This is a genomic window from Pedobacter sp. (assembly GCF_046462515.1).
Lineage (GTDB): Bacteria > Bacteroidota > Bacteroidia > Sphingobacteriales > Sphingobacteriaceae > Pedobacter.
The window spans coordinates 601,287-618,868 of sequence record NZ_JBKGVD010000008.1; the positions used below are offsets into that span (position 1 = coordinate 601,287).

General features: G+C 37.5%; 14 protein-coding genes. 5 read left to right on the forward strand and 9 right to left on the reverse strand.

Going from position 1 to position 17,582, the window contains the following annotated elements; all coding sequences use genetic code 11:
* Positions 1–11 precede the first annotated feature (11 nt).
* Positions 12–1,256 (forward strand): ABC transporter permease, encoded by a 1,245-nt coding sequence (locus ACLHG9_RS10665; protein WP_410221708.1) that lies wholly within the window; start codon positions 12–14, stop codon positions 1,254–1,256.
* Between the two features lie 11 nt (positions 1,257–1,267).
* On the opposite strand, the gene ACLHG9_RS10670 is transcribed toward ACLHG9_RS10665, so the two are convergent.
* The 8 genes from ACLHG9_RS10670 to ACLHG9_RS10705 form a co-directional block, all read right to left on the reverse strand.
* On the reverse strand, positions 1,268–1,903 hold the full coding sequence (locus ACLHG9_RS10670) for a sterol desaturase family protein (RefSeq protein WP_410221468.1): 636 nt from the start codon (positions 1,901–1,903) through the stop codon (positions 1,268–1,270).
* 255 nt (positions 1,904–2,158) lie between these two features.
* Positions 2,159–3,550 (reverse strand): arginine decarboxylase, encoded by a 1,392-nt coding sequence (locus ACLHG9_RS10675; RefSeq protein WP_410221469.1) that lies wholly within the window; start codon positions 3,548–3,550, stop codon positions 2,159–2,161.
* Positions 3,551–3,742: 192 nt separating this feature from the next.
* A complete protein-coding gene (locus ACLHG9_RS10680) occupies positions 3,743–4,630 on the reverse strand; it encodes a DMT family transporter (protein ID WP_410221470.1) in 888 nt (295 codons plus the stop codon).
* Positions 4,631–4,656: 26 nt separating this feature from the next.
* A complete protein-coding gene (dapB, locus tag ACLHG9_RS10685; RefSeq protein ID WP_410221471.1) occupies positions 4,657–5,457 on the reverse strand; it encodes a 4-hydroxy-tetrahydrodipicolinate reductase in 801 nt (266 codons plus the stop codon).
* Positions 5,454–5,939, reverse strand: a complete 486-nt coding sequence (locus ACLHG9_RS10690) for a MarR family winged helix-turn-helix transcriptional regulator (protein WP_410221472.1) — start codon at positions 5,937–5,939, stop codon at positions 5,454–5,456. The genes dapB and ACLHG9_RS10690 overlap by 4 nt, the downstream gene beginning before the upstream one ends.
* A gap of 518 nt (positions 5,940–6,457) precedes the next feature.
* Positions 6,458–7,192 carry a sulfite exporter TauE/SafE family protein gene (locus tag ACLHG9_RS10695; protein WP_410221473.1) on the reverse strand — a complete coding sequence of 245 codons (735 nt, stop codon included), beginning with the start codon at positions 7,190–7,192 and terminating at the stop codon, positions 6,458–6,460.
* Positions 7,193–7,609: 417 nt separating this feature from the next.
* The gene (gene ctlX, locus ACLHG9_RS10700) at positions 7,610–8,527 is read right to left on the reverse strand and encodes a citrulline utilization hydrolase CtlX (RefSeq protein ID WP_410221474.1); all 918 of its coding nucleotides are present in this window, start codon (positions 8,525–8,527) and stop codon (positions 7,610–7,612) included.
* A gap of 53 nt (positions 8,528–8,580) precedes the next feature.
* Positions 8,581–10,020 carry an arginine deiminase family protein gene (locus ACLHG9_RS10705; RefSeq protein WP_410221475.1) on the reverse strand — a complete coding sequence of 480 codons (1,440 nt, stop codon included), beginning with the start codon at positions 10,018–10,020 and terminating at the stop codon, positions 8,581–8,583.
* A gap of 370 nt (positions 10,021–10,390) precedes the next feature.
* Here ACLHG9_RS10705 and argS point away from each other — a divergent pair, with 370 nt between their 5' ends.
* Both argS and ACLHG9_RS10715 read left to right on the forward strand, forming a co-directional pair.
* Positions 10,391–12,163: an arginine--tRNA ligase gene (gene argS, locus ACLHG9_RS10710; protein ID WP_410221476.1), complete on the forward strand. Its 1,773-nt coding sequence runs from the start codon at positions 10,391–10,393 to the stop codon at positions 12,161–12,163.
* A 541-nt stretch (positions 12,164–12,704) separates the two neighbouring features.
* A complete protein-coding gene (locus ACLHG9_RS10715) occupies positions 12,705–13,472 on the forward strand; it encodes a sulfite exporter TauE/SafE family protein (RefSeq protein WP_410221477.1) in 768 nt (255 codons plus the stop codon).
* A 316-nt stretch (positions 13,473–13,788) separates the two neighbouring features.
* On the opposite strand, the gene ACLHG9_RS10720 is transcribed toward ACLHG9_RS10715, so the two are convergent.
* A complete protein-coding gene (locus ACLHG9_RS10720; RefSeq protein WP_410221478.1) occupies positions 13,789–14,901 on the reverse strand; it encodes an AI-2E family transporter in 1,113 nt (370 codons plus the stop codon).
* A gap of 116 nt (positions 14,902–15,017) precedes the next feature.
* Here ACLHG9_RS10720 and mnmE point away from each other — a divergent pair, with 116 nt between their 5' ends.
* Together mnmE and ACLHG9_RS10730 are read left to right on the forward strand one after the other, a co-directional pair.
* Positions 15,018–16,376: a tRNA uridine-5-carboxymethylaminomethyl(34) synthesis GTPase MnmE gene (mnmE, locus tag ACLHG9_RS10725; protein WP_410221479.1), complete on the forward strand. Its 1,359-nt coding sequence runs from the start codon at positions 15,018–15,020 to the stop codon at positions 16,374–16,376.
* Positions 16,377–16,411: 35 nt separating this feature from the next.
* Positions 16,412–17,551 carry a helix-turn-helix domain-containing protein gene (locus ACLHG9_RS10730; RefSeq protein ID WP_410221480.1) on the forward strand — a complete coding sequence of 380 codons (1,140 nt, stop codon included), beginning with the start codon at positions 16,412–16,414 and terminating at the stop codon, positions 17,549–17,551.
* The last annotated feature ends 31 nt before the right edge of the window (positions 17,552–17,582 follow it).

A 17,582-nucleotide genomic window follows, 5' to 3' on the forward strand; every position in this document is an offset into this window, starting at 1 on the left:
TAGAGTATATGATATTAATATTTAGACTAATAGGCGAAAGTTTCAGATTTGCATGGGATGCACTGAGACAAAACAAACTACGTACAGCATTATCACTATTAGGTATTACAATTGGTATTTTTATCATTATTGCGGTATTTACCGGAGTAGATACCATGCGCAATAAAATTCAGAGCAGTGTAGATAAATTAGGTTCAAATACACTTTTTGTACAAAAATGGCCATGGATATTCAGTGATAATTTTCCATGGTGGAAATACATCAACCGTCCAGAACCTTCTTACCGAGATTATCTGAGTCTTAAAGAACGTATGGATAATGCTCAGGGTGTTTGTTTTGAAGCTTCTACCGGTAACCGAACCGTTGTTTACAGAAGTAATTCTGTAGAGGGTATTTCTATTAACGCGGCTACGCAGGAATATGATAAAACCTGGAATTTGGAATTTCAGGAGGGACGTTATTTTACAGAAACCGAGGGGAATTCTGCCACTCCGGTTTGTATATTAGGTGCTGATGTATCAAATGGCTTATTTGGTTCAGAAAATCCTATTGGTAAGCAGATCAAGGTACTGGGCAGAAGGGTTACCGTAGTAGGCGTTTTCAAAAAAGAAGGCGAAGACATGCTGGGTATGTCGCAAGATAAAAACATACTAATCCCTATCAGTTTTGCAAGGGGAATATTTGATATCAATAGTGAAAGATACAATCCTCAAATTACGGTAAGAGGTAAAGAAAATATAGCTTTTGAGGAAGTAGAAAGCGAATTAAAAGGGCAGATGCGAGCCATCAGACGCTTAACGCCAGGGCAGGAAGATGATTTCTCTTTGAATAAAACTACCATGTTGTCTAATCAGCTCGACGTAATGTTTAGTGCCGTAAATATAGGTGGCTGGATTATTGGTGGTTTTTCTATTTTGGTAGGCGGTTTTGGTATTGCAAACATCATGTTTGTATCAGTAAGAGAACGTACCAATATCATCGGTATTCAGAAATCTTTGGGTGCCCGTAATTACTTTATTCTGCTACAGTTTGTCTTTGAATCGGTTGTACTGTGCCTGTTAGGTGGCTTATGTGGACTGTTACTGGTTTACTTAGGCACACTTGTGGTCAATAGTGCGGGCAGTTTTCAAGTGGTTTTATACTTCAATAATATTATGCTGGGCATAGGTGTTTCTGTAGCCATTGGTATCATTTCGGGTATTTGGCCCGCTTATTCGGCATCGAGACTAAATCCTGTTGAGGCAATAAGAAGTTAATTCCTGAAGAATTATTCGTTTACTTTTTTAGGTGGAAGTGTTCCAAATACTTTGTCCCAGAAGTTAGAGCTTACGCCAAAAGCCTTATCAGGATATTTGTAGTGATGTAACTGATGGTTTCGCCATAATCTTTTTAAAAACTTAGGCGGGGCATAGGCATGTATGGCATAATGCATGGAAACATAAATCAGGTAGCCAATTATAAATCCAGAAAAATAAATTAATCCATAAGCTATGCTGTTGGTAAACAGCCAAGATAAAGAGGCAAATACCAAAAACACCACAGTTGCAATGATAAGACTTGGAACTGGTGGCATGAAAAGCCGCATGGTATCACGTGGATACTCATGATGATTTTCATGAAAAAGATAAACCAAACGCTTGCCCAAAGCGCTTTTTGCTTCGAAATGAAATAAATAGCGATGTGCTAGATATTCCACTAAAGTCCAGCTTAATCCTGCTATCATAAATAATACAAGAATATTCATACCGCTGATGTGGTAATGGGCATAAGCTTGGTAAATGAAAAATGTACAAATAGGAATATATATACTGTAAATAACCCATGGACGTGTTTTAGTAAGCATTTCCAGTACAGGATGTTTAAATAAACGGGCCTGTCCTTTGTTATGTATCGTTTTTTCCATAAAGCGCGTTTTTGTTTCTTATAACAATTTAAACGCTAATCTTGTTTATGAAAAAAAGGAATTATAAGGGTTTTACATCATTCTAAAATTGCTATTTATGTCTTTCCATTCCTTTGGGTAAGATGCAGAAACAGCTTGCTGATAGCGGTCAGTATGACGTGAGTAAGGAAGCATGAATGATTTTTTTTAACCAAACAAAAAATCCCTTACGGCTTTATGCAATAAGGGATCTTATATGTTGGATTATTGATCTGCTCAGCTATAACCTAAAATCTTTAGTACCTGTTTGCTGTTCTGTTCTTCGCCAAATACTTCAAAGTTAAAGGTCTCATCGCGGTTGCGTCTTATGATCACATGTTTAGGACTTGGTAACAGGCAATGATGTATACCGCCATAACCGCTTAAAACTTCTTGATAAGCTCCTGTGTTAAAAAATCCCAAATACTGTACTTTACGGGTTTTAGGCATAAACACACTATTCATATGGGCTTCCTGATTGTAATAATCCTGTCCATCGCAAGTAATACCGCCTAAGTTTACACGTTCATATTCTGCATCCCAGTTATTAATAGGTAATAAAACATATTTCTGGTTTAAAGCCCATACATCCGGAAGATTAGTGATAAAAGAACCATCTAACATTAACCATTTTTCACGGTCGTTCTGTTGTTTACGACCCAATACCTTGTATAAAATCCCTGATGCCTCGGCCACAGTATATTTACCAAATTCAGTAATGATATCTGGTTCGATCACTTCATGTATAGCGCAGATTTCTTTGATACGTTTTACAATTTCGTTTACCATATACTCGTAATCAAAATCGAAAACCAAGCTATCTTTAAATGGCATGCCGCCACCAATATCAAGCGTATCTAAATCAGGGTTAATTTTCTTGAATTTGCAGTAAAGCGTTACGTATTTTTCAAGCTCATTCCAGTAATACGGTGTATCTGAAATACCTGAGTTAATAAAGAAATGCAACAATTTTACCTTAAAGTTAGGATTAGATGCAATTTTACTGTTGTAAAAATCAATTACATCTTCCATACGCACACCTAAACGTGAAGTATAGAACTGCGAATCAGGTTGTTCTTCGGCTGCTATACGTATACCTAAATTACATGGTTCATCCAGCTCTATTTCGTCATCGTAAAGGTTAAATTCTTCTTTATTATCTAAAACGGGGATGATATTCTTAAAACCATCGTGCAGCATATCAACAATATATTGTTTATACTGATAGGTTTTAAAACCATTGCAAATAATTGTAGTATCTTTATTTACAGCGCCTTTTTTCTCTAAAGAATCAATAATAGGCATATCAAAAGCCGATGATGTTTCCAAGTGAATATCATTTTTTAAGGCTTCTTCTATAATATGCTTAAAATGTGAACTTTTGGTACAGTAGCAATACTTATAATTACCACGGTAATTATTTTTAATGATAGCGGTTTGGAACAACAATTTTGCTTGTTGAATTTTCTTGCTTACCATGGGCAGGTAGGTAAAACGTAATGGCGTACCATAAGTTTCAATCATTTCCATAAGGTTAAGGTCATGGAAATACAATTCATCGTCTATGATATTGAAACCTTCTTGCGGAAAGCCAACACTAAGATCAAGAAATTCTGCGTAACTCTGCATCGTTTAAAAATTTTTGCAAAAATGTAATTTTAAATTGAATAAAAAGGATGTGTTTTTAATTTTTTATGATAAACAATTATAATTTGATAATGTTGATCTAAAAACAAATGCTGTACATCTTGTTATTTTAGCCTTATTGCTTAATAAAGAGCTTGTTATTGCTGTTTTTATGCTTTATAATTTAGATGTAATTTATTCCATATCCGTTTTATTTTTTCTGCTGTCTGCAACGATATTAATGATTACACCCGCAAGTATGAGTAAAACACCTGCTATCAGGTTTAAGGTAAGATCTTCGCCAAATAAGCTTACGCTGATGCAAACGGCCACCACAGGCTCCAATGCCCCTAAAATGGAAGTAGGGGTAGAACCAATGAGCTTAATGGCATGCACCAATGCCAATACCGAAAAAACAGTGGTTACCAATGCAAACAAAATGAAGTTCAACAAAAGATCTGCATCTGGTATCAGCAGGCTTTCTCTTAATACCGAGGTTTTAATCAAATAATATAATGCAGAAAATATGAGTGAGTAAAAAGTGATCTTGGTACCCGAACCTGAAACTTTGGCTTTATTTACAATAATGATGTATAAAGCATATAAAGCCGCACACAAGAGCGTAATGAACAGACCTAAAAACCTGATATCGAGTAAAGAATCTTTGGCACTTAAGATAAGTATACCGATCAGCGTTATAAATAGTGATAAGATGGTAAGTCTGCCAATTTTTTCCTTAAACCAGAAAACCATAATCAAGGCCACGATTACCGGGTATACAAACAAGATGGTAGAAGCTACCCCGGGCGAAAGATAGTCATAACCTAAAAATAGCAGATCTGCCGATAAGGCATAAAAAAGACCTAAAATAAGCAGTACAAAAAATTCTTTAAGGTTTACTTTAAGGCTTTCTTTCTTATACAAGAGGTAGGCTAATATAAATAGGGCCGAAATAAAGAACCTGTAAAACAAGGTAGTATCTAAAGAAAAGCCTGCTGTTTTTATCGGTAAAACAAAAAGAGGTATTAATCCATAAGAAACGGCTGAAATGATGGCTAAAGCATAACCTTTAATTTTGTGCATCGGTATACTGTTAAAAAATTAAATTATCAAAAATCCATTACGCTGTCTAAGCCACGTTTTAAGCCTTTAAAAGAACCTACTTTTTCCAGGGCCAAGATAGCTCCTTTTACATAAGGCAGGGCGCTTGAACCCGAATCGTGACGGATGGTAAGCCTTTCATCTTTAAGACCAAAAAGAGTTTCAACAGAGATCACATAACCGGGTAAGCGTACAGCGTGAACTTGCACACCACTCATACGTGCACCACGGGTTTCTTTAAGGCCTTTAAATTCACTTTCAGGCACATGTATCTGCGATTCGCGAACTTGGGTAAGCCTGTAAGCCAATTCTCTTACCGTACCGCTAGGCGCATCTACCTTATCTTCGTGCGCATAATCAATAATCTCAAAATCAGGAATATATTTTGCCGCCATTTCTGCAAATTTTTGCAACAGTACCATGGTAAGGGCAAAATTGCCAACTGCGAGCACCGAACAGTTATTGCTCAAAGCAACTTTCTCTATTTCAAGGTAATCGGCTTCAGTTAAACCGGATGTGCCAACCACAACGTTGATCTTTTTGTTAAGCGCCGTAATGATGTTATGTTTAGCTACACTTGGATTGGTATAGTCTATCATTACATCGGCTTTTATCTCATTTAAAGCATTTTCTATATTACCATAAACAGGGATAAAATCTGATTCTACTTTTAAGAATTCCGCAAGATTTGTTCCTGCGTGGCTGCGTGATAAGGCTCCCACCAATCGTAAATTTTCACTCTTTACTATTCCTTTAGCCAGCTCTGATCCGGCCCATCCGGTTGCCCCGGCAATAAATACATTTCTCATAGCGGTAAATTTTTTAAGGTTCTTTCTTTATAACTGCTCTGCTGTACTTTTTGCTCTATCTTATCCAGATCGTCTAAAAAATGCGGGCAGTCTTCGGTAAGTTGCTTCATGGTTTCTACGCAAGCATCCCAGTATTTTTCAAATTCTGGAATTGCTTTGAGCGCTTTATCTGATAGGGATAAGATCTGCTTGCGTGAATCTTTTTCATCAGTTACGGAATTGACGTAGCCTGCAGTTTTCATTTTATGGATGACCTTAATCACGGCTGGGTGCGATTGTCTTAAATATTCCGATATTTCGGTAATAGTTAACGTTCCGTATTTTTTGAGCAGTAAGAACATAATGCTCCAGTTGGGTTCTATATCAACTTGTAAGATTTTATAAAAATCTTTAATACTGTATTGCAGGTCGTCGCACAGCCGTTTTATACGACTGATCATGGCCATTAATTCCAGCTCTTTTAAAAAGTCTTTCTTTTCCATAAAATGTAACCGGTTACAAAGTTATGGAAAATTATTGTAACTGGTTACGTATATAAGGATTGATTTTATAAAAATGGCTTTTAAGGAATAAGGGAAAGGGAAGGAATGAATAGGTTATAATAATCTAATTAAGGATTAGATAGTTTTAATTTATTTTATGTGTTTTCTTGAATAGGTCGGGCGGGTTCTCTCCCCTTCAAGTAAGATGCTGAAACGAGTTCAGCATGACGATTACTATTTGTTTAGTGTCACCCATTTAACACTACCGTCACCCTGAACTGGTTTCAGGGTCTATATTTACTAGGGTAAGATGCTGAAACGAGTTCAGCATGACGAACACTCAACGTCACCCTGAATTCATTTCAGGGTCTATGCTTACTTGAGTAAGATGCTGAAATAAACGGCACAGCCCTCTTGAATACCATTGAAAACATAAATACTTAATGAAAAATTCAGCATGACGATTTGCTGTTCTCTGTTTCGATGACTGGGACCGAAATGGAAAAAACAACGTCTTGTTAGCTATTAAAATATTTAATGGTCTGAAAAATAGAAGTGAAAATAATAATCCCCAATACCATGTACCTGAAAACTTTTTCAGAGGTTCTTTTAAGTATCAATTTTCCCAAGTAACTACCCATTATGCTTATGCCAATTAAAAAGGGTACCAATAACAGGTTTTGTTTATGAAAGTAGCCATTGCTAATGTAAACTACCGCCCGACTGCTGTCTACGCCCAGATCTATGAGGGCTGAAGTGGCAATAAATATTTCTTTAGGAAGTTTAAATGCGGCCAATGTAATACCTCTTATTGCTCCACCTGTACCTACAAGACCTGCTAATAAGCCTGATAACGTACCACTCAGGTATAGATTATTATTGGTTTGTTTAACACTTTTATTAAAATTTATCAATAAGTAAATAGACAGTGCTACCAATACGATATTCATAAGTAATTCTATCTGTTTTGCAGGTACGAGTGTAGTAAGCCATGCGCCTGCAATTACAAATAAAACAGCCGGAATACCTAATCTGAGGGCTATATTTTTATCAATGCCTTTTCTAAAGAGCAGAATTTTTGACAAATTACTAAATACATGAAAAACAGCTGTGATGCCTAAAACTGTTTTAAAATCAAAAAACATAGAGGCTACGGGCACAAATAGTATAGATGAGCCAAAACCTGAAACGGTGCCTATGATTTCTGAGAGTAGGGCTAATAGTATAAACAGGTAGTAATTATCTGTAAGCATTAATTGTTTGGTATAAACAGGTTTAAATATAATGAATATGCCAGTACAAAGAAAACTCTCTAAAATTGTTGTGTTTACCTGTTTTTTTTATTTGTCATTTACGTTACCCTGAACTTGTTTCAGGGTCTATTAAGATAATTAATGTTTTTTCTTTTTAAGTAAGTGAATAGGCCAATTGGTGCCAACCGAAAAATAAAAGGCCGAAAAGAGTTGAGCGAAGAAACACTAAGCAAGGCACTATAAATTTCTATTACCGCCACTCTAACTTCATCGTCACCCTGACTTGGAGCGAAGCGGAAAGCTACGGAGTAAATTCATTTCAGGTTCTACTGTTAGAGTAAGATGCTGAAACGAGTTCAGCATGACGGAAGTACAGGTATTTAAAGAAAAAGAGGCACTAAAAGTACCTCTTTATATCTATGCCTTCTTTACAGGTAAATGTATTTCTGCAAGCATACAGCGTGCACTGCCGCCGCCGTTCTGTTCAATGGTATAGAGGGGTGAACTGATAATGCGGTTATATTTTTCAAGTTTTGCCACCTGCTCTTTAGTAAGAGCTTTAAGTGCTTGTTCTGACATGACCAAGAGCGGTTCGTCTTTAGCATTTCTGATCTGTAGCATATTACCAGCAAAATGGTTCATCTGTTCGTAACCTATTTCTATGATTTCTTTACCTGTATTCTTTATCTGGTTTAATACGTATTCACGTTCGTGGTCATCTCCAATACTTTCTGAGCATATTACCACATATTTATCGGCTACGCACATCATTACGTTGGTATGGTAAATAGGGTAGCCACCCTGATCAACGGCGTGAAACGATACAGGTTTATAATCTGTAATCATACAGAAATTATCCAATACTCCGGCATCTGTTCTTATACTTAAACAGGCATAGGCAATCTTGTTATCACGATCTAACACCATGCTGCCTGTACCTTCAAGAAAGATGTTCTGCTTTTCATAAAAACTAATGTCTGCAATATGGTTCAGCTCAAAATTATTGGCTAAATTATCTAAAATATCGCTTCTGCGTTCGCCACGCCTGTTGGGCGAGAACATTGGGTAGAGGTAAACAGAGCCGTCTTCATGAAAAGACACCCAGTTGTTCGGAAAAATTGAATCTGGCGTAGAAGGTTCTAAGGTATCGTCAATTACAGTCACATCTACACCGTTCTTTCTCAGTGTTTCTACAAACTGATCAAATTCTTCAAGTGCTTTTTCCTGTACTTCATTTTGTTCTGTAGCGATCTGAAATTTATTGTTCCCGGCAGTTTGTTCGTTGTATTTAAAATCTACCGGTCTGATCATCAAGATATGATTGGTGGTTTGCATGTATAGAAAGTTATAGGTTTTTTAACTTTAAATTTAACTTTGATATTTACGTGTTAAATATCATCTCTTAAAATAGGTAAGCTCATGCAGTGAAAACCACCCCTTGCTCTTGAAAGTTCTGCCGATGGCATCAATATAAGCGTATCTGTGAGGGTTTCTGGATGTACCTTACCGCTTTCTAAATCTGCTACCAGATCTTTAACATTAACCACATTAAAGCCGTTGGCCTTAAACGCCTCAACAGTCTTATCGTTACGGTCATAACCTACTACCACGCCTTCTTTTAATGCTAAGAGGTTACAAGAGTCTGTCCACTGCTCTCTTGAGTCGTATGGAAACACATTATTGCCACTGTAGATAATTTTGGCAGGTGTAGGACTACCCAGATCATTCTGACTAATATCATTCAATAAAGCTTCCACATGCTCAAAATATTTCGGTTGTCCGGGTTTATCCTTATGAAATTGTATGGCTGTAGTGGTTTCTAATTTTTCTGGTTCTTTCAAAAAATTGATAGGCTCCAGCTCATTGTATTTTGGCGAATGTGCAATAGAATGTAAAATAACCCATGTATCGCGTTTTACTTGTGTAAATACCGTATCTAAGTGCATGTAATCGCGTTTGGCTGGTATTTTAACCACTGTTACTTTTTCTACCACGTTATTTTCAAAAAGCAATCTTATAGCTTCGTTTGCACCTTCTTCAGAAGTACGCTCACTTACACCGATCAGTACATGGTTTTTGCTTACCATCATTACGTCGCCACCTTCTAAAGTAGTTCTGAAAGCTGGTTCATCTCCCGGTCTTAAAAAATGTTGGGTTGGATCAGGTATTTCTAAAATGTTATTACGGTACGCGGCAAAGAAAGGGTGGTTAAAGAAAATGTAGCGCATGAGCATGGTTTCGCGAACGCGGGCTTTCTTGGCCGGTTTGTTTAATAAGATATGATTATTGATGATAGTACCTACATCCCGGGTAAAAATAAGGTTAGGTATTGGAGCAAAGATCATGGTATCATCGGCCATAGAGCCCGATATAAAGATCTCTGCAAGTTCTTTAGGATTGGTATTGGTTAATTTTAACTGTAAGTTATAGGTGCAACCTTCAATGGCACATACTGCTGCAGTTAATTTTTTACGGATAGAATCATCTGCCAGAATATCTGCCAGTAAGTTTTGTACTTCAATTACGTTTTCAGAGTTGTGAAAATTAGGGTGATTAGGTTTAAAGAAACCTCTTTTGTTTTCTTCTGCATCAATTTCATTAAGCTTGCCTTTAATTTTTGAGGGGTCTAAAAAGTACATCAACAGCTTAATATAATAATCGTATTCGTGCTTACGGATGGTGTCAAGGTGTACAATATCTTCAAAGAGCCAGTCTTGTGCTTTAGAAGGTACTACTTTGCCCAAACCGCTGTCTGGACTGTGTACCAATAGTTTTCTCAGTGTACCAATTTCTGTATTTACGCCAATTTTAAAGTTATTGTTATGCATACGTGATGATTAATTTGAGTTATCTACAAAGCTATCCTTTTTTTTCGAAGTGCCAATTTTTACGCTTTTTGTTGCATTATGCTTACGTTAGAGCTATCTGTCACATTGAGCCTGTCGAAATGTGAATATCCTACAATTTAGGCTTCGACAGGCTCAGCCTGACACGGTGAATGATTATCTACGGTAGATGCTGAAACAAGTTCAGCATGACGAAGTCTTTTTTAGCATCGTGACGAACTTTATTTGGTATCATTCCCAGGCTGTTTCTGAAACTATTATGCTTGTCACATTGAGCGTGTCTAAATGGAGGCCGCCAGCCAAGTTTTAAAACTTTTTCAGGGTTTCAGCATTATTCTCTATTTTTGAAGCTATGAATTTTATCATTACAGCTACGCAAGATGCCGTAAAGCATCTTTACAATCAGGATATAGACGAAACAGTGATCAATTTACAGGAAACCCGTAAAGAATTTGAAGGACAGGTTACCATAGTAGTGTTTCCATTGGTGCGGTTTTCAAAGAAATCTCCTGAGCAAACGGCTGATGATCTTGGTAAATATTTACAAAAAAACGTTAAAGAGGTGGAAGGCTTTAACGTGGTAAAAGGCTTTTTAAATCTGAGTATAGCACAGAGCTACTGGATAAATCTGTTTAACAATCAATTATTGGCCGATGATTTTCTGAGCGTAAAGCCCAACGGACAGAAAGTGATGGTAGAATACTCATCGCCCAATACCAATAAACCCTTGCACCTTGGGCATATCCGTAACAACCTGTTGGGTTATGCTGTATCAGAATTGTTAAAGGCTGATGGTTACGAGGTGATCAAAGTTAACCTGGTTAACGATAGGGGCATCCATATCTGTAAATCGATGTTGGCCTGGCAAAAATGGGGCAATGGCGAAACGCCCGAAAGTACGGGATTAAAGGGCGATCACTTGGTAGGTAAATATTACGTTGTATTTGATAAAGAATACAAAAAAGAGATAGAAACCTTAACGGCAGAAGGAAATAGTGAAGAAGAAGCCAAAAAGAATGCACCATTGATCAAAGAAGCTCAGCAAATGCTGCTGAAATGGGAGCAGGGCGATGAAGAAGTGGTACAGCTCTGGAAAAAAATGAACGGCTGGGTTTACGAAGGCTTTGACGTAACCTATAAAAAATTAGGTGTCGATTTTGATAAATACTATTACGAAAGTAATACTTACCTGTTAGGAAAAGACATTGTTGAAGAAGGCTTAAGCAAAGGCGTTTTCTTTAAAAAAGAAGATGGTTCTGTATGGATAGACCTTACAGCCGATGGTTTAGACCAGAAACTGGTATTGCGTGCCGATGGTACTTCGGTTTATATTACACAGGATCTGGGTACCGCACAGATGAAATATGACGATTTTCATATGGATAAATCGATCTATGTGGTAGGTAATGAACAGGATTACCACTTTAAGGTGCTCTTCCTGATCTTAGATAAACTGGGTAAAAGCTGGGCAAAAGGCTTGCACCATTTATCATACGGTATGGTAGATCTGCCAAGTGGTAAAATGAAGAGCAGGGAGGGGACAGTAGTTGATGCCGATGACCTGATTGCAGAAATGGTTGAAACCGCTAAACAAAAAACCGAAGAACTGGGCAAGACCAATGATTTTAGCGATACGGAAAAAGAAAGCCTGTACAGTACAATTGGCTTAGGCGCGCTTAAATATTTCTTGCTTAAGGTAGAGCCTAAAAAGCGTTTGTTATTTAACCCGGCAGAGTCTATTGATTTTCAGGGAAATACCGGGCCTTTTATACAATATACCCATGCCAGGATCAAATCGCTCTTGAGTAGAGCTAATTACCAATTTTCAATAGACAAAGCAGCTATTACACAACTAAGCGATACCGAATTGGAGTTGATCATGCTTTTGGCTAAATACCCTCATGAACTTGCTGAAGCAGCTAAGGCTTACAGTCCGGCTTATATGGCCAATTATTTATATGAGGTGGCTAAGCTTTTCAATAAGTTTTACCATGAAGTGCCACCTATTATCAAAGAAGAGAATGCGCAGATTAAGCAATACAGGTTAAATATCTGTAAACTTACTGCCGATGTAATCAAAACAGGCACGAAAATTTTAGGTATTGAAGTACCTGAACGGATGTAAGCTTTTATTGATTAAATATTGTTCTTATCGTCACCCCGAAATGAGTTTGGGGTCTATCGAATTTATTTTTAATTCTTCGCGGACATATTTTATTCATAAATTTTTATATTCTCAAAGGTATTCATGCTTGCTTCGCAGGTTTTCTTTAGCTGAAAAAGTATGCAAAAAGCCAGGGCCGCTTATTTTTCTTTTTAAGTAAGCGAGCAGGCCAATTGGTGCTAACCGAAAAATAAAAGGCCGAAAAAGAGTTGAACGTAGAGACACTAAGCAAAGCACCATAAATTTCTATTATCGTTACCCTGAACTCGTTTCAGGGTCTATATTTTACTGAGGTGAGATGCTGAAACGAGTTCAGCATGACGAACACTTATTTAACGTCACCCCCGAAAATCGGGGCAGGCACTGAATTTAGTTCAGGGTCTATATCCTTCAAGTAAGATTTTAGCATGGCGTATAATTTAAGAGCATTCCTAAAAAATCAAATAGCCTTTTTATTTACAAGGGTTAAATAATCTGCACTAAAATCTTTTACTTTGCCAACGTGAACCAGGAGATTATTTTACTGTGCCTTGCCGCATTTGGCGCAGGTTTTATAGATGCCATAGTAGGTGGCGGAGGATTGCTACAAACACCAGCAACTTTGCTGATCTTACCACAATATCCGGTGGCTACTTTATTGGGAACGGTAAAAATCCCATCGCTTGCAGGAACCACCATTGCGGCCGTTAAATATGCCAAACAGGTTAAATTTAACTACAAAGTGCTTATCGCTTGTACACTCTCTGCGTTCATTGCTTCTTTTTCTGGTGCTTTTTTAGTGAGCAAGATCAATAATGCGCAGATCAAACCCATTATTTTGGTTGTATTGATCGCCGTTGCACTTTATACCTATTTTAACAAGCAATTTGGTGTACAGCAACATAAACAGCAAACTATGGCAAAGCAAATTACCTTAGCTGCTATTTTTGGGCTGATTATTGGTTTTTATGACGGGCTTATCGGACCGGGTACAGGTTCTTTTCTTATTTTGGTATTTATTGCTGCCTTAGGTTTTGATTTTCTGGGGGCCAGCGCTCATGCCAAGATCGTGAATATGGGTACCAATTTGGCAGCCTTATTGTACTTTGCCTATAGCGGGCATATTCTGCTGCAATTTGCTATACCTATGGCTGTTTTTAATGTAGCAGGTTCTTTTTTGGGGGCTAAACTGGCCTTGTTAAAGGGGAATAAGTTTGTACGTATATTTTTCCTGACCGTAGTTTTCGGAACTATCTTACGCTTTGCCTATGATGTGTTTTTGAAGGCATAGGGTTGCGTGTTACCCATGAATAAGTCGGTGTTGATTTTGAACTCTTTCATTACCCTGAACTTCCCGAAATACCGAGACAGGCTGTTTCGGGGGCTGTATTTACTTGAAAAGATACTGAAATAAATGGCGTGACCCTCTTGAATACCATTGAAAACATAAATACTTAATGAAAACTCAGCATGACCAATTACTTTTAGCTTCATCGCAATTACGTCACCCTGAACTCGTTTCAGGGTCTATATTTACCTAAGAAGATGCTGAACCAGGTCCAGCATGACAGCTCACTTATTTTAACCAATTAACAATCCAACCATACTCAGGGCTGCGAATCTATATCCTTTAGCTTCTTTCTAACCCCAAAGCTCATCGGGCTTTTGGCCGGTCTTTCATCACCTAATAACACACCCCAATGTTTAAAGCCGTCACTGCGGTCAAAAATTACCTTTAATACAGCAATTACAGGCATAGATAAGAACATACCCGATACACCTGCTATCACGCCACCAATTACTACACCTAAAATAGATACCAAGGCATTGATCCGTACTTTAGAGCCTACAATATGGGGCATCAGTATATTATTGTCAAAAAATTGCACCACTGCAATAACCAGCAATACCGTAATTACCGGCCATAACTCCGTAGAAGAGCTCAAGGTAATTAAACAGCCTAAAATATTGCCTATTAATGCGCCAACATAAGGTATCAGGTTCAATATTGCAAAGATTACTCCAATCAGCAAAGCGTGCTTAATACCAAACAAAGCCAGACCTCCGCCCAATAAAATGGTCATATAGGTAATCTGGATCAATAATCCCACGAGATAGTTCTTGATAATGGCTTCTGACTCGTAAACCGCTTCTTTAACTCTTGGATGATGATCTACCTTAAACCACATAAACACGAACTTAAGCAATATGCTTTTGTAGAAGAGGATCAGGTAAATGTAAATAGGGATCAGGGCTACAAAAATAAATACATTACTTAGAGTTACAGCGGCACCGCTGGCTACTTTGCCTGCCAGGTTAAACAAATCATCGCTCTTTTCGTTAATAAATTTTTCCTGCTTGGCTATAGAGAAATCGGTAAAACTGCTGATCCAGTCTTGCAAAGACCTCAGGTGTACCGCTACGTTTGCTTTAATCTGCGGAAAATCGTTAACCAGCACTCCGATCTGTGCCGAAAAGAACCAAACTATACCAGCTATAAACACAAAAACCAATAAGATAGGTAGAAATATAGCTATGCCTTCGGGTACTCTGTATCTGCGTAAAAAACGGTAAACAGGCAACAGCAATATGCTGATAAAGAATGCCATGATTACCGGCATAATCACATCTTTTCCAACCACTAAGAGAAAAGCAATTAAAGTTATGCCTAATAATTCTATAGATCTTCTTACGGTAAGCGGGTACGGGTTATTGGTCATAAATTACAAGGATAGTTTTCTGTTCAACACTAAATATAGATAAAATGTTTGGTAGCCTGTTGCATAAAGCAGCAATTACATTATTCTAACCATAAAAAGCCTTACTTTTGTAACTTATGATCACATCAGATACCATTATTGCATTATCTACACCTCCCGGTAGCGGCGCCATAGGTGTAATCCGTTTATCAGGGCCGGATTCTGTTCGTTTAACCAATCAGGTTTTTTCGGGTAAAGATCTCGAAAAACAGCAAAGCCATACTTTACATTTTGGTTTAATTAAAAATGAACAGATTATTATAGATGAGGTAGTTGTGGGCTTATTTATTGCGCCAAAATCTTATACCAAAGAAAACGTGGTAGAAATCTCTTGTCATGGTTCCAATTACATTATCCAGCAGATCATTAACCTGTTAATTAGCAAGGGAGCCAGAGCAGCCAAACCCGGAGAGTTTACCTTAAGAGCTTTCTTAAACGGTGCTTTTGACCTAAGTCAGGCCGAAGCCGTAGCCGATCTGATTGCTTCTAACAGTAAAGCCTCGCATGATGTGGCTATGCAGCAGATGCGTGGGGGCTTTGCCAACGAACTGAAAGATCTGCGTACGCAATTGATCCACTTTGCCAGTATGATAGAACTGGAGCTCGATTTTGCAGAAGAAGATGTGGAATTTGCCAACCGGGCAGAGTTAGAGAGCCTTATCCAGAAAATCAACAAGGTATTACAACGCTTGATCCACTCTTTTGAGATCGGTAATGTAATCAAGAACGGTGTTCCGGTAGTAATAGCCGGAAAACCCAATGTAGGTAAATCTACTTTGCTCAACGCACTTTTAAATGAAGAAAGGGCTATTGTAAGCGATATTGCCGGAACCACCCGCGATACCATTGAAGATGAGATCAATATCAATGGTGTGGTTTTCAGGTTTATTGATACGGCGGGTATCCGCGAAACGGCCGATATTATTGAAGCCAAAGGGGTAGAGCGCACTTTAGATAAGATGAAACAGGCTAAACTCATCATTTACATGGTTGATGCACAAGAAGATGAAAGCAATGTACTCAAGCAATTGGAAAGCTTGGCACAACAGCAGATTCCTTATCTTTTTGTGGTAAATAAAGCCGAATTGTTAGATGCACAGAAAAAAAATAGCTACCAGGAATTAGAAGCACTGCTCATTTCGGCCAAAGATAAAATAGGTATCGATACCTTAGAGCAGGCATTATTGGATAAAGTAAATCTGAGCCATATCAATACCAGCGAAACTTTGGTGACCAATATACGTCATGTAGAGGCTTTAAAACAGACACAAAACTCATTAAATAACGTACTCATGCACATCCATAATCCGGTTACTTCTGATTTCCTGGCTATGGATATTAAACAGGCGCTCCATTATCTGGGCGAAATTACCGGTACGGTTACTACTGATGATCTGTTGGATAATATCTTTACCAAATTTTGTATCGGTAAATAGGCTGCTAAACAATTTTGGCCCTGTATTAAAACACTATGGACAAGTTTAATTTTCTGCATCTGGTTTCCTCCACTGGGATTTTCATGGTACTGCTGCTTGCCCTGTTTCTGACTACCGTAAAAACTAAGCAAAGACTTTCAAATTACCTTCTTGCTTTCTTTCTTTTTACAAATGCCGTAGATGCATTAAAATTTTTGCAGCGGGAATTTCCGGTTAATTACATCAATCTCGAAATGTTTCGTGGCAGTATTGTCTATCTGGTTTCAGGATCGTTTTATCTCTATGTACTGTCTGTTTGTTACGCTAACTTCCGGTTAAAACCAAAACACTTATTACATGCAATTCCCTTTGTTGCTTACAATTTGTATTTAATGTGGGGAATTTATTTTGTAGATAGAGCTGCGAAAATACATTTTCTAAATAGCATGAATGATAGTCCGCTCATGCAGTTTTTTTACTTTCTTTTCGAATTTCTGTTCCAGGTTTATTTTATAGCTTCATTTCTGGTCATCAAAAAATCTAAAACGGTTTATCTCGAAAATTACACGAACCCTAATATTTCTGCACTTAATGCCCTGTATAAAATAACCATTCTCTATTACGCTTTACATTTTATAGTCCTTGTAAGATGGCTGGTTACTTTTATTTTTGGTTGGGGCGAGGTCGAAATCCGGGCCTGGATTGTTTGCATTGATGGATTTGCATTTTTATTTTGTACGTGCTGGTATTTATTTGTAGCGTTAAATAAACCCGAATTTTTCAGAGGAGTAGATGCCGGTCTGAAACCTATTACAGATGTTGTTGCAAAACAAAAAAATAACCCTTTACCCGTTGAAGAGAAAAATAAGGAAATAGAATTCTTAAAAAACTTTATGCTTGAAAAAGAACCTTATCTTGACTCTTCATTAACTATTCAGGATTTATCAGCGCAAGTAAAAATGCCTGTTAAAGATTTATCTGCTTTGATTAACCTCTATATGGATAAACACTTTTTCGATTTTGTAAATGAATATAGAATTGAAAAAGCAATGCAAATCTTAAAAGATCCATCTCAACAGGAGCTAACTGTTTTGGAAATCTTGTACCGGGTTGGTTTTAATTCCAAATCTTCTTTTAATACTTCCTTTAAAAAATATACAGGGAAAACACCTACCGATTTTAGAAAGCAAGCTTAGCAAAATCAGATTATTTTCAAAAAAAGAGTTC

Bases quoted from the DNA above. Each gene is read 5' to 3' on its own strand.
- ACLHG9_RS10670 (WP_410221468.1), bottom strand. From the start codon at position 1,903: ATGGAAAAAACGATACATAACAAAGGACAGGCCCGTTTATTTAAACAT.
- ACLHG9_RS10675 (WP_410221469.1), bottom strand. From the start codon at position 3,550: ATGCAGAGTTACGCAGAATTTCTTGATCTTAGTGTTGGCTTTCCGCAA.
- ACLHG9_RS10680 (WP_410221470.1), bottom strand. From the start codon at position 4,630: ATGCACAAAATTAAAGGTTATGCTTTAGCCATCATTTCAGCCGTTTCT.
- dapB (WP_410221471.1), bottom strand. From the start codon at position 5,457: ATGAGAAATGTATTTATTGCCGGGGCAACCGGATGGGCCGGATCAGAG.
- ACLHG9_RS10690 (WP_410221472.1), bottom strand. From the start codon at position 5,939: ATGGAAAAGAAAGACTTTTTAAAAGAGCTGGAATTAATGGCCATGATC.
- ACLHG9_RS10695 (WP_410221473.1), bottom strand. From the start codon at position 7,192: ATGCTTACAGATAATTACTACCTGTTTATACTATTAGCCCTACTCTCA.
- ctlX (WP_410221474.1), bottom strand. From the start codon at position 8,527: ATGCAAACCACCAATCATATCTTGATGATCAGACCGGTAGATTTTAAA.
- ACLHG9_RS10705 (WP_410221475.1), bottom strand. From the start codon at position 10,020: ATGCATAACAATAACTTTAAAATTGGCGTAAATACAGAAATTGGTACA.
- argS (WP_410221476.1), top strand. From the start codon at position 10,391: ATGAATTTTATCATTACAGCTACGCAAGATGCCGTAAAGCATCTTTAC.
- ACLHG9_RS10720 (WP_410221478.1), bottom strand. From the start codon at position 14,901: ATGACCAATAACCCGTACCCGCTTACCGTAAGAAGATCTATAGAATTA.
- mnmE (WP_410221479.1), top strand. From the start codon at position 15,018: ATGATCACATCAGATACCATTATTGCATTATCTACACCTCCCGGTAGC.
- ACLHG9_RS10730 (WP_410221480.1), top strand. From the start codon at position 16,412: ATGGACAAGTTTAATTTTCTGCATCTGGTTTCCTCCACTGGGATTTTC.